The 12,668-nt window shown below is 41.9% G+C and carries 11 protein-coding genes; 10 read left to right on the top strand and 1 reads right to left on the bottom strand.

Annotated features, from left to right (window positions below; translation table 11 throughout):
- Positions 1-39: 39 nt before the first annotated feature.
- Positions 40-1,695: an NFACT RNA binding domain-containing protein gene (locus tag MKY84_RS10090; RefSeq protein WP_342525876.1), complete on the bottom strand. Its 1,656-nt coding sequence runs from the start codon at positions 1,693-1,695 to the stop codon at positions 40-42.
- Positions 1,696-1,780: 85 nt separating this feature from the next.
- Here MKY84_RS10090 and gmk point away from each other — a divergent pair, with 85 nt between their 5' ends.
- Genes gmk through rsgA form a run of 10 tightly spaced genes read left to right on the top strand, consistent with a single transcriptional unit; the run spans position 1,781 to position 12,668 of the window.
- Positions 1,781-2,401 (top strand): guanylate kinase, encoded by a 621-nt coding sequence (gene gmk, locus MKY84_RS10085; protein ID WP_342525875.1) that lies wholly within the window; start codon positions 1,781-1,783, stop codon positions 2,399-2,401.
- A complete protein-coding gene (gene rpoZ / locus MKY84_RS10080; RefSeq protein ID WP_342525874.1) occupies positions 2,402-2,626 on the top strand; it encodes a DNA-directed RNA polymerase subunit omega in 225 nt (74 codons plus the stop codon). It abuts the gene before it with no gap.
- Between the two features lie 58 nt (positions 2,627-2,684).
- Positions 2,685-3,884, top strand: coding sequence for a bifunctional phosphopantothenoylcysteine decarboxylase/phosphopantothenate--cysteine ligase CoaBC (gene coaBC / locus MKY84_RS10075; protein WP_342525873.1), 1,200 nt, complete (start codon positions 2,685-2,687; stop codon positions 3,882-3,884).
- On the top strand, positions 3,881-6,271 hold the full coding sequence (priA, locus tag MKY84_RS10070) for a primosomal protein N' (RefSeq protein ID WP_342525872.1): 2,391 nt from the start codon (positions 3,881-3,883) through the stop codon (positions 6,269-6,271). The genes coaBC and priA overlap by 4 nt, the downstream gene beginning before the upstream one ends.
- 16 nt (positions 6,272-6,287) lie before the next feature.
- Positions 6,288-6,776 (top strand): peptide deformylase, encoded by a 489-nt coding sequence (def, locus tag MKY84_RS10065; RefSeq protein WP_342525871.1) that lies wholly within the window; start codon positions 6,288-6,290, stop codon positions 6,774-6,776.
- Positions 6,773-7,711, top strand: a complete 939-nt coding sequence (gene fmt / locus MKY84_RS10060) for a methionyl-tRNA formyltransferase (protein WP_342525870.1) — start codon at positions 6,773-6,775, stop codon at positions 7,709-7,711. The genes def and fmt overlap by 4 nt, the downstream gene beginning before the upstream one ends.
- Positions 7,708-9,039, top strand: coding sequence for a 16S rRNA (cytosine(967)-C(5))-methyltransferase RsmB (rsmB, locus tag MKY84_RS10055; RefSeq protein WP_342525869.1), 1,332 nt, complete (start codon positions 7,708-7,710; stop codon positions 9,037-9,039). Before fmt ends, rsmB begins: the two co-directional genes overlap by 4 nt.
- Positions 9,040-9,055: 16 nt before the next feature.
- Complete coding sequence (locus MKY84_RS10050; RefSeq protein WP_342525868.1) at positions 9,056-9,802, top strand: Stp1/IreP family PP2C-type Ser/Thr phosphatase; 747 nt, start codon at positions 9,056-9,058, stop codon at positions 9,800-9,802.
- A 2-nt stretch (positions 9,803-9,804) separates the two neighbouring features.
- The gene (gene pknB, locus MKY84_RS10045; RefSeq protein ID WP_342525867.1) at positions 9,805-11,781 is read left to right on the top strand and encodes a Stk1 family PASTA domain-containing Ser/Thr kinase; all 1,977 of its coding nucleotides are present in this window, start codon (positions 9,805-9,807) and stop codon (positions 11,779-11,781) included.
- A gap of 11 nt (positions 11,782-11,792) precedes the next feature.
- Positions 11,793-12,668 carry a ribosome small subunit-dependent GTPase A gene (rsgA, locus tag MKY84_RS10040; RefSeq protein ID WP_342525866.1) on the top strand — a complete coding sequence of 292 codons (876 nt, stop codon included), beginning with the start codon at positions 11,793-11,795 and terminating at the stop codon, positions 12,666-12,668.

Here is a 12,668-nt window from a genome sequence, read left to right as displayed (position 1 = left end):
GTTAAAATCCAGGTTCATCCCATGAACGACCGCTCACCCTTATTTCTGCAAAGACCTTACTATCTCTTGGTCCGGTGTCACAAACAACGTCTTTTGTTCAAAATAGATCACAAACCCGGGCTTTGCACCATTTGGTTTTTTTACTTGCCGAATTTCTGTGTAATCGACCGGCACAGCTGATGATTCGCGAGCTTTACTGAAGTAGGCTGCGAGAACCGCCGCTTCGTGCAACGTTTGTTCAGAAGGTGAATCTGTATGAATGACTACATGAGAGCCAGGGATATCTTTTGTATGAAGCCAAGTTTCCATGCGTTTAGCTAGTTTGAATGTTAAATAATCATTTTGCTTGTTGTTTTTTCCTACTGAGATTGGCGTGCCATCAGTAGAAATATAAGCCTCAGGTTTTGGTTTTACTTCTTTACGAGCTTTTGCTTTTGAGCGCTTCTTTAAATATCCTTGATCCATCAATTCTTCACGAATTTCTTCAATATCTGAAGGGGAGGCTTGTTCTAGTTGTCGCATGATCTCATCAAGATAAATGAGTTCAGCATCCGTCTTGTCCATTTGGGTCTTCACTTCAAGAAGAGCCGTTTTCGCTTTCGTGTAGCGGTGGAAGTAAGATTGAGCATTCTGAGAAGGCGTTTTTTTAGGGTCTAATGCCACTAAAAGCATTCCTTGATCCTCATCGTAATAATCAATGACTTCAATTTCCTTCATTCCTTTAGAGACCGCATGAAGATTCCCCATCAATAACTCGCCTTTTTTCTGATATTCTTGTAAGTTCTCGGCGCGAGTCAAGTCAGCTTGTAATTTTTTCTTTTTAGTAGTTAGTTTTTTGCGTTCATTAATAAGCCAGCGTTCAAGATCACCTGCTTGTTGTTTCACGCGATCGCGTTCAGCTTTTTGGTAATAGACACGGTCCAATAAATGTCCAAGAGAAGCTGCGGCAACCCAATCATCAGAAATATGGGTGAGTGGTGACGCTGAAAAGAGCGTTTTTCCATCTCTTTCACTACTTCCTGGTTGGTCGCCACCACGACTAAAGCTCATGAGAAAATCAAAAGCAGCTTCAGGGCTTAGTGAAGCTAATTCAGCTGCATGTAGTTTTGCTACTCCTTGATAAGTGGCCATCCACTCCTCTGCAGTGGTGGGAAGTGACGCGTCTGTTGTTAAAGTAAAAGGATTTTCTTTTTCTTGATTAGGTGGATAGATATAGTCTTGCCCTGGCATCATCGTACGGTACGAGTTCATAGATGGCGGCAAATGTTTCATAGTTTCTACTATTTTTGAATTTTCTTGATTAACAAGAGTCAAGTTACTGTGTCGACCCATGATCTCCATGATTAAAAGGCGACTTGTATCATCACCAATTTCATCTTTACTGCGAATCGTGAACTGGATGATTCGATCAGCTTCCACTTGCTCTATCTTTTCGATAAAGCCTCCTTCAATATGTTTGCGCATAATCATGCAAAATAAGGGAGGGGATGGTGGGTTATCGATTGATTCATAAGTGAGGTGCACACGTGCATAAGACGGGTGAATTGAAAACAATAATTTATGGTTTTTTCCACCAGCGCGAATATGGAGCATTAATTCTTGAGAATTCGGTTGGTGAATGCGAGTTATTCTCCCGCTATGAAGTTGTTGCAGTTCGTGAGTGACTGCTGCTGTAAATAATCCATCAAATGCCATTTGAATTCCTCTTTCAAAACGTTTTGTTCTATTCTAACATGATGTGCTATAATCAAGTAAGTATGTTGAATGTGAAGGAGTCATTATGTACAAAGAACGCGGCATCTTAATTGTCCTTTCCGGTCCCTCTGGAGTTGGTAAAGGAACGGTGAGAAAAGAACTCTTTTCCACCCCAGAAACAAATTATGAATATTCGATTTCAATGACAACACGGGCTGCCCGAGAAGGCGAAGTTGACGGTGTTGATTATTTTTTTAAATCGAAAGAGCAATTTGAAACATTGATTGAGCAAGGGCGTTTGCTTGAGTATGCTTCTTATGTAGGAAACTACTACGGAACACCACTTGATTATGTAAATGCCACACTAGATGCTGGACGTGACGTGTTTTTAGAAATTGAAGTGCAAGGTGCGCGATTAGTTCGTGAAAAAGCGCCCGATGCTTTGTTTATCTTCTTAGCACCTCCAAGCTTGTCTGAACTTGAAAGTCGACTTGTGGGACGCGGAACCGAAACGGATGACGTCATTCGAGCGCGCATTGCGGCTGCTCGTGAAGAACTTGCTATGATGGATTTGTATGATTACGTTGTTGAAAACGACCAAGTTGATCGTGCTTGTGATAAAATTAATGCTATTGTGACAGCTGAGCATTGTAAGCGTGAACGTGTTGAACAACGCTACAAAGCCATGTTGAAAGGAGAACTATAAATGTTATATCCATCTGTGGATTCGTTAAAAAAGAAAGTTGATTCAAAATACTCGTTGGTAACTATCGCGTCCAAGCGTGCACGCCAAATGCAAGAAGAAAAGAATATGCGTCTAGTGAAGTATGTTTCCGATAAAAATGTCGGTAAAGCACTTGAGGAAATTGCAACAGGCGTTCTAATTAATGAAGTAGCCGACAAAAATGTAGTATACGAAGACGAAGTATAAAACCTACCTCCCAAAGAATGTCTTTGGGAGGTCATTCTGTATAAAAGGGGATTTTCGAATGAATGGTTCAACTAAAATCTTACTCTGTGTAACAGGTGGAATAGCTGTTTACAAAGCAGTAGCGTTAGTAAGCAAGCTTACACAAGCTGGCGCTGAAGTGCGTGTCATCATGTCTCATTCAGCGATGCAATTTGTGCAGCCGCTGTCCTTTCAAGCTATGTCACGTCATGATGTCTATTATGATACGTTTGACGAGAAAGACTCTCGTGTCATTGCCCATATCGATTTGGCAGACTGGGCCGACCTTGTAGTTGTTGCGCCAGCTACAGCCAATGTAATTGGGAAATACGCTAATGGGATAGCAGATGATATGATCACAACAACACTTCTTGCTACTACTAAAGAAGTGTGGATGGCACCAGCTATGAATGTGCACATGTATGATCACCCGGCAGTAAAAGCTAATATTCAGACGCTTTATGAAAGAGGTGTGCGGTTCATTGAGCCATCTGAAGGGTATTTGGCGTGCGGGTACGTTGGCAAAGGGCGTTTGGAAGAACCTGAAAAGATAACAGAACTCATAATGAATCGCCATGCGCGTAAACAGCCGCTGACGGGCAAGTTAGTCGTTGTCACAGCAGGTCCTACTAGAGAAAGAATTGACCCTGTGCGCTATGTTTCCAATTTCTCAACAGGTAAGATGGGATTTGCAATGGCACAAGCAGCTGCTAACTTAGGAGCGGATGTAACCCTAATTGCTGGACCAGTTGGCTTGTCGACACCTGCTGGGGTAAAAAGAGTAGACGTTGAAAGTGCGGCTGAAATGTTACAAGCGGTCGAATCCTACTTTGAGCAATCAGACTTAGTGATCAAAACCGCTGCTGTAGCAGATTACAAACCTAAAAATCAAGCAACTCAAAAGATAAAAAAACAGCAAGGCGAAAGTAGTATTGAAATGGACCGTACATCAGACATTTTAGCAACGATAGGTAAGAAAAAAGCACATCAAGTCATAGTGGGATTTGCTGCTGAAACAAATGATGTGGAAACATATGCCGAAGCCAAACGTCAAAAAAAGAATGCTGATTACATTATTGCCAATGATGTCACACAACCAGATGCAGGATTTGGCACGGAAACAAATAAAGTGATCGTGTTCTCTGCGCAAGGAAAAACAGATTTCCCGCTTATGCCGAAAACGCAATTAGCGGATGAACTATTAAAATTTATTAGTCTTCAGCAGGGGTGGAATTCGTGATTGCACAAGTTATCGTAGATGTCTCGACAGCTGCGATTGATCGACCCTTTGATTATTCAGTCCCTCCTCAACTCGAACCTTTTGTAAAACCAGGAATACGTGTCCATGTTCCGTTTGGTCCTCGTAAAGTGCAAGGATTTGTTATTGGCATTGCAGATTCATCAACTGTTGATCTACATAAGTTAAAAAGTGTTGCTTCAGTTGTAGACGTAGACCCTGTATTAACCACTGAAATGCTCGAGCTAGCTAACTGGTTACGAGATGATACATTGAGTTTTTACAATGATGCCCTGCAAGTCATGATTCCAGCAGCTCTGCGCGCAAACTATTCAAAAATATGTAAGTTTGTTCGTGTGGATTTGCTCTCTGAAGCGATGAAACAACTGTTGTCTCGAGACGGGGAAGTAGATTTTACTAATATCGAGAAGAACCAATTGACTCATGAACTCAAACAACAACTTGACGATGGGAATGCTTCAATCGAAACTCGTATTCGTCAAAAAACAAAACCGAAACTACAGACCGTTTACCAAGTTTTATCAACTTCTATAGAACTTACAAAAGGTGCAAAAAAACAGCAAGCTGTTTTAACGTGGATTCAACAACATGACATTAAATCATTTACGATGGAAGATATTCAACAACATCTTCAAGTAACTAGTTCGGTTGTAGAGGCACTAGTTGAAAAAGAAATCCTTCAAAAAACAAAACAAGAAATTTACCGAGAAATTGCACTGCTAGCCGATATTTCTAAAGATAAAGTGGTGGAACTGACGGATTCACAGCTCCAGGTGCTCGAGCAAGTTAAAGAAGCACAGCATCAAGATGTGAGTACTACATTCTTATTGCATGGCATCACAGGGAGCGGCAAAACTGAGATTTATTTGCATGCTATTGAAGAAGCGCTTGCACTTGGCAAAGAGGCAATTATGTTAGTTCCTGAAATTGCTTTGACTCCACAGATGGTCACACGCTTCAAAATGCGTTTCGGTGATCAAGTGGCTGTCATGCATAGCGGATTATCCGCTGGAGAAAAATACGATGAATGGCGGAAAATACACCGTCGTGAAGTGCGTGTTGTTGTAGGAGCGAGGTCTGCCATTTTTGCTCCTTTTGAAAATTTAGGCTTAGTGATTTTAGATGAAGAACATGAATCTTCGTATAAACAAGAAGATTCACCGCGTTATCATGCACGTGAAGTAGCTAAATGGCGGGCTCAGTATGCCAAGTGTCCAGTGATTTTAGGGAGTGCTACACCATCGATTGAATCCTATGCACGGGCTAAAAAAGGGGTTTACACGTTACTAGAATTACCAAACCGGGCCAATGCAAAAGAGTTACCTCCTGTAGAATTAATTGATATGCGCGAGCAATTGAAGGGCGGCAATCGCTCTATGTTTAGCATCGAATTAATTGAGGCTATTCGCGACCGGCTTAACAAAAATGAACAAATTGTTCTTTTTCTTAACAAACGAGGGTTTTCTTCATTTGTCCTTTGCAGAGACTGTGGGTCAACTGTGCAATGTCCAAACTGTGATATTTCATTAACGTATCACAGAATGGGTGAAGCGCTTCGCTGCCATTATTGTGGTTACGAAGAAATGGTTCCGGCTCAATGTCCTCACTGTGAAAGTGAACACATTCGATACTTCGGGACAGGAACGCAAAAAGTCGAAGAGGAACTCACAAAACTTTTTCCAGAAGCAAGAACGTTGCGTATGGATGTTGACACGACTCGAACGAAAGGCGCACATGAGCGAATACTGCACCATTTCGGGAAGAGGGAAGCCGATATATTGCTAGGAACACAAATGATTGCCAAAGGTCTTGATTTTCCTGAAGTGACATTAGTTGGCGTGTTAAATGCCGACACATCTCTTCATCTCGCAGATTTTCGAGCCGCTGAAAAGACGTTTCAATTGATTACACAAGTGAGTGGTCGAGCAGGACGTCATCAGAAAAAAGGGCACGTAATCGTCCAAACGTATGATCCACAACATTATGCACTCGTCTGTGCGCAGACCCATGATTATAAAGCGTTTTATAGTCAAGAAATGCAGATGCGCAAAGCGTATCAATATCCTCCTTTTTATTATTTGACTCACATTCAAATCAGTCATCCAGATGTTATTCAAACTGCAGACTATGCAGCAAAAACAGCGGATTGGCTTCGTGAGCGATTAACTACATCTACTGCCGTCATTGGGCCTACTGCATCTGCCATCAGTCGTATTCAAGATAGATACCGTTACCAATGTATGCTGAAATATAAGCAAGATCCTAATTTAATCCCATCACTTCATCAGCTCCTTAAAATGGCTCGAACAGATTGGGAAAAACAAGGCGTGCGCATTTCAATTGATTTGCATCCGTCTACAATTGTATAGAAACGAGGAACAAGAAATGACGATTTTAAAAATTGTAGAACACCCTAATGAGATTTTAACGACTCCAGCTCAAAAAGTTACAGTGTTCGATAAGAAGCTAGGAATTCTATTAGATGATATGTATGAGACGATGATGGCGGCTGATGGGATTGGTTTAGCAGCCCCTCAAGTTGGTGTATCCAAACGAATTGCTATCGTAGATTTAGGTGAAGGGCAAGAAATTATTGAAATGATTAATCCTGAAATCGTTGCAATCGGTGGTAAAGAAGTGGAAGTGGAAGGCTGCTTAAGTTTCCCTGATATTTACGGAGAAGTGGAACGTCCTTATTACGTGAAAATTGAAGCAGAAGACCGCGATGGCAATCTGTATGAACTAGAAGCAGAAGATTACGAGGCCCGTGCCATTCAACATGAAATCGATCATTTGAACGGAATTTTATTCACTTCAAAAATCTTACGTTATGTAACTCCGGATGAGTTCACGGAGGAAGGTGAAGAACAATGACATCCATCGTTTTTATGGGTACCCCCGCATTCTCTAGTCCTATACTACGTATGCTAGTGGAGGAAGGATATGATGTGGTTGCAGTAGTCACTCAACCCGATCGGCCAGTAGGGCGAAAAAAAGTGCTGACACCTCCTCCTGTTAAAGTGGAGGCTTTGGAACATGGAATAGAAGTTCTTCAACCAGAGAAACTGAAAGGCAGTGCAGAGTGGTTGCGTCTACAAGAGTTGCAGCCTGATTTGATTGTCACTGCTGCATTTGGCCAGTTGCTACCAGAAGAAGTGCTAGCTCTTCCTCGATTCGGGGCTATCAATGTTCATGCCTCTTTATTGCCTAAGTACCGTGGGGGTGCTCCTATCCACCAAGCTATTATAGATGGTGAAGACACTACAGGAGTGACCATCATGTATATGGTCAAAAAATTAGATGCAGGAGATATCATCTCCCAGATTGAACTACCTATTGAAGATACAGATACTACCGGGTCTTTATTTGATAAACTAAGTAGTAGTGGCACTCAGCTATTAAAAGAGACACTTCCCTCTATACTAGCTGGTACTAATTCACGAACAGCGCAACAAGAGTCTGAAGTGACATTTGCTCGCAATATTAGCCGTGAACAAGAAAAGTTAGATTGGTCGAAATCAGCTCGCGATTTGTTTAATCAAATTCGTGGTTTGAATCCTTGGCCGGGTGCTTACACAACGTTTAATGGCACAACCGTTAAAATTTGGTCAAGCCAATTAGTAGAAGGTAAAGAAACTGCTTTACCAGGAGAAATTATCGAAACGAATGAACGATTTGTTGTGCAAGCAGGAGACGGAAAAGCACTCGAACTTGTAGAACTACAACCATCAGGAAAGAAAAAGTTAACTGTTGATGAATTCCTACGTGGAGTGGGTCAACAGTATACATTAGGAGAGCGATTCGAATGAAAAGAAAACAACAAGGTAACCCGCGCGATGCCGCTCTTTACGTCTTAATGGAAGTAGACAAAAATCAAGCATATAGCAATTTACTTCTTACAAAACACATGACTCAACATAAAATAACAGGTGTTGATCGTGGACTCATGACAGAGCTGACTTACGGGACCCTTCAAAATAAAATGACACTGGATTTTTATCTTGAGCCATTTACAAAAGGGAAATTAGACAACTGGGTTCGTTGGGTTTTACGAATGGCAATCTATCAACTCGTTTACTTAGATCGTATACCAAATCATGCCGTGGTCAATGAAGCAGTGCAACTTGCAAAGCATCATGGACATAAGGGTGTTTCAGGTTTAGTAAACGGCGTTCTACGTGCATTTTTGCGTCAAGGCGCTCCGTCATTTGAAACAATCAAAGATCCACTTCAACGTCTTTCAATTGAGACGAGTCATCCTGAGTGGATGCTTTCTAGATGGATTGAGACGTATGGTTTTGAAAAAGCTGAACAAATTGCTCGTCAAAACAATGTTGCCCCACCTCAAACCATTCGAGTGAATACAACTAAACTAACAGTTTCTGAAGCAATTGAAGCTTTAGAAAAAGAAGGATTTACAGTACGAAAAGGAATTTTACCAGAAAGTCTTCATGTAGCTAACAAGACTGCCGCTACATCAGCACTATTTGAAGCAGGTCAAATCACCATTCAAGATGAAAGCTCTATGATGCCTGCCCACGCTCTAAATCTTTCACTCGACATGACAGTGCTCGATATGTGTGCTGCTCCTGGAGGAAAGACGACTCATATTGCGCAATTATTGAAAGATACTGGGGAAATTACGGCACTAGATATTCATGAACATAAAATGAAGTTTATTCACCAGAATGCGGAGCGATTAGGCTTTACTCGAATCACAACGGTTGCAGCAGATGCCAGAGAGGCAAGTGAAGTGTTTGATGGCAAGCAATTTGACCGAATCTTGGTCGATGCTCCTTGTAGTGGATATGGTGTCATTCGCCGCAAACCGGATATGAAGTATACAAAACAACAAGGTGACGTGGAGCGATTAGTGACTATTCAACAAGCCATTTTAGACGAGGCTTACAAATTACTTGCACCAGGTGGAATTGTGGTTTATAGCACATGTACGATTGAAGCGACTGAAAATCAAGAGGTTGTCGATGCATTCCTGGCTAAGTATTCAGACATGCAAGCCATCGAGCTACCAGCAGTCTTCAATGAGTTACCAACAGTAAACGTTTCAACGGGCCTTCAAGTACTGCCTTATAATGATGGTGATGGTTTTTATATAGCAGCATTGCAAAAAGGATAATTTAAGGGGTGACAGGATGGAATTTGTTCATCGCACGGATATAGGAAAGAAACGAGCTATAAACGAAGATTACTTACAAGTTGTTGAAACTGCACCAGGCATGACATTAGCAGTTCTTGCCGATGGGATGGGCGGTCATAATGCTGGTGATGTAGCAAGTGAGCTTGCGGTCCGTTTTCTCGTGGATCGTTTTGAAAAATCCGATTTAGTGACTGATAGTAACGCACAGGCTGTTTCAGCTTGGTTGAAAGAGGCTTATGAAGGAGCCAACAGCCGTATCAGTACGATTGCTGAATCAGATCCAAGCTGTAAAGGGATGGGGACAACTTTAATTGCAGCTGTCTTTCAAGAACGAAAAGTGACATTTGCTCACATAGGTGACAGTCGTGTTTACCTGTATTCAAAAGGTGAAATTCATCCTTTGACCAAAGATCACTCGTACGTCAATGTGCTATTAGATTCAGGTGAAATCAACGAAGAACAGGCTCGGACCCACCCTCGTAAAAACATGTTGATGAAAGCTATTGGTACCGAGCTATCGATTGATCCAGATATCTTAACTGTAACGATGCGAGAGGGAGAGTATGTAGTCATGTGCTCAGATGGACTGAGCAATATGGTAACAGCTGAACAAATGGTTCATGTTATTCAAAAAGATGCAACGCTCTCAGCCAAAGCAGATACATTAGTAGCTCTGGCAAATGAACAAGGTGGAGAAGACAACATTTCGCTCATTCTTAGTCAGTTGAAGGCAGGTGACTAGCTGTGTTAATTGGAAAACGAATTAGTGGACGTTACAAACTTGAAAAGCATATTGGTGGAGGCGGCATGTCAAATGTCTATCAAGCTCATGATATGATTTTAGACCGGGATGTAGCAATAAAAATCCTTCGATATGATTTTTCTAACGAAGATGACCTTCATAGAAGATTTCAGCGAGAAGCTTTATCGGTTACGTCTCTTACCCACGACAACATCGTAACCATTTATGATGTCGGAGAAGATGGCGATATCCATTACATTGTCATGGAGCATGTAAAAGGGCAGACGTTGAAAGAGTACATAGCTGAACATGCCCCAGTGCAACCAGCGAAAACCGTTCAAATCATGAAACAACTACTTTCGGCGATTGAACACGCACATGATCATCAAATCGTTCACCGAGACATCAAGCCACAGAACATTCTGTTAGATGAAAATGGAAATGTGAAGGTGACAGACTTTGGTATTGCCATGGCTTTATCGGCTACTTCTTTTACACAGACCAACTCCGTACTTGGTACAGTTCATTATTTATCGCCTGAACAAGCGAGAGGTGGGACTGCTACTAAAAAGTCTGATATCTACGCACTCGGTATTGTGTTATTTGAACTGCTAACGGGTCAACTGCCATTTAAAGGGGAGTCCGCAGTTTCAATCGCTTTAAAACATCTTCAAGCAGATACGCCATCGGTGCGCGCGATTAATCCGGCTATTCCTCAAAGTCTAGAAAATGTTATGCTTCGAGCTACCGCTAAAAAGCAGGAAGATCGTTATGTCAGCGTGAAAGAGATGTATAGTCATATCGCCCATTCTTTAGATCCAGATCGTTCGAATGAAGAAAAATATGTTCCTAGCGTCGATAATGATGCAACGAGAGTAATGCCGGTGATCAAACAACCGATTCCATTGGATCAACTTGCAGAAACACGCAAATTGGAGGACAGAAAACCAACTCCTCAAATGGGTCCAACTCCTCCAGTGAAGAAAAAGAAAAAAAGGACAGGGACAATTATTGCTACTATTATTGGTAGTTTACTAGTACTTGCGCTTATCATCGTGCTTGCATTTCCTGGTTTGTTTCGTCCTGCAAAAATAGAAGTTCCCGACGTTGCAGGAATGACTACTGAAGAAGCAACGGAAGAGCTGGAGGCATCTGGTTTTGTCGTAGGGGATGTGCGAGAGCAGTTTTCGGTAGAGTTTGAAGCTGATCAAGTCATACGATCATCTCCTGAGGCAGGAAGAATGAGAGATCCAGAAACGGAAATCATGTTGTATGTTTCTCAAGGTCCCGAGCTTTCAGAGCTAAGTGATTACACAGGTAGAAATATCGAGCAAGTCCGCCCGCTCGTTGAAGAACAGTTTAAGTCAGTTTCAGAGACTGAGCAGTTTTCTGATGAGCCTGTTGGTACTATAATTGCCCAACAACCTGAAGCAGGTGAAGAACTCAATCTGGCTGAAACAGATTTAACATTTACAATTAGTAAAGGGCCTGAAGTGCGTGAAGTGCAAATACAAGACCTTCGAGGCTACAATGAACGCGGATTACAAGATTATGCCCAATCCTCAGGATTTGTGATTAATTCTTCCGCTCGAGAAAATTCGTCTGAAGTGGCGGCGGGTGAAGTGATTCGTCAACAACCAGCAGCAGGTACACTGTTGCTGCCGGGTAGAGAAATTACTGTTGTCTTATCAGCCGGTCCTGCAGCAGCAGCTACTAAACTCTACATCGTTTCAGTTGAAATTCCGTATCAGGCGGAAGAGCCCGCAGAAGGGGAAGAACCACAAGAAAAAGTCGTCAGAATTTTTGTCCAAGACAAAATGAGAACACTTGCGGAACCTATTGAAGAGTTTGCCATCACAGAAGATGCGTCAAGACGTCTGCAACTTGAAATCGAAGAGGGTACGCAAGGAGCTTATCGCATTGAAGTCGATAATGTTGTTGTAGCACAAGAAACCATCGATTATGAAGATTTACCTTAAGGAGGAATGACATGCCAACAGGACAGATTAGAAAAGCACTTAGTGGTTTTTATTACGTGTATGATAATGGAGTTTTAGTACAAACTCGCGCTAGAGGCGTATTCAGAAATCGCGGTCAATCTCCGTTAGTAGGAGATCAGGTTTCCTATACAGTTGAAGGTGAGAATGATGGAGTTGTCACTGAAATCCATCCCCGTAAAAATGAATTGGTGCGACCACCAATTGCAAATGTAGACCAGGCGTTATTGGTATTCTCAGCAATTGAACCAGACTTTAATGAACATTTGTTGGACCGATTCCTAACAGTAATCGAAGGATATGGCATTGAACCTATTATAATCATTACCAAAATGGATTTGCTAACGGATGAACAACGTCTAAAAGTTGAGCAACAAGCAAGTTATTACGAGCGCATCGGCTACCCAGTCGTCTATACATTTAAAGGTGATCCATCTTTGCGCGCGGCAGTTACAGGACATCTCAAAGGAAATTTAAGTGTTCTTGCAGGTCAATCGGGTGTTGGAAAGTCCACAATGTTGAACACCCTGCTTCCTGAGTTAGCTTTAAAAACAGGAGAGATTTCAATGGCCCTAGGTCGAGGGAAACATACGACTCGACACGTGGAATTGATTGAGGTAGAAGGTGGGCTATTGGCCGATACACCAGGCTTCAGTACTTTCGAGATGGAGCATATTGAAAAAGAAGAGCTTGGTAATTGTTTCATAGAAATGCGAGACATGCCCTGCAAATATCGTGGGTGTCTCCATTTAAAAGAACCGGGTTGTGCAGTGAAATCTGCCGTTGAAACGCAACAAATTGCTGTTCATCGTTATGAACATTACCTGCAATTTTTACAAGAAATTATGGATAGAAAGCCGAGGTATTAG

Origin of the sequence: Chryseomicrobium sp. FSL W7-1435, from assembly GCF_038595005.1 — a bacterium.
Lineage (GTDB): Bacteria > Bacillota > Bacilli > Bacillales_A > Planococcaceae > Chryseomicrobium.
This window is presented reverse-complemented; position numbering and strand designations above follow the sequence as displayed.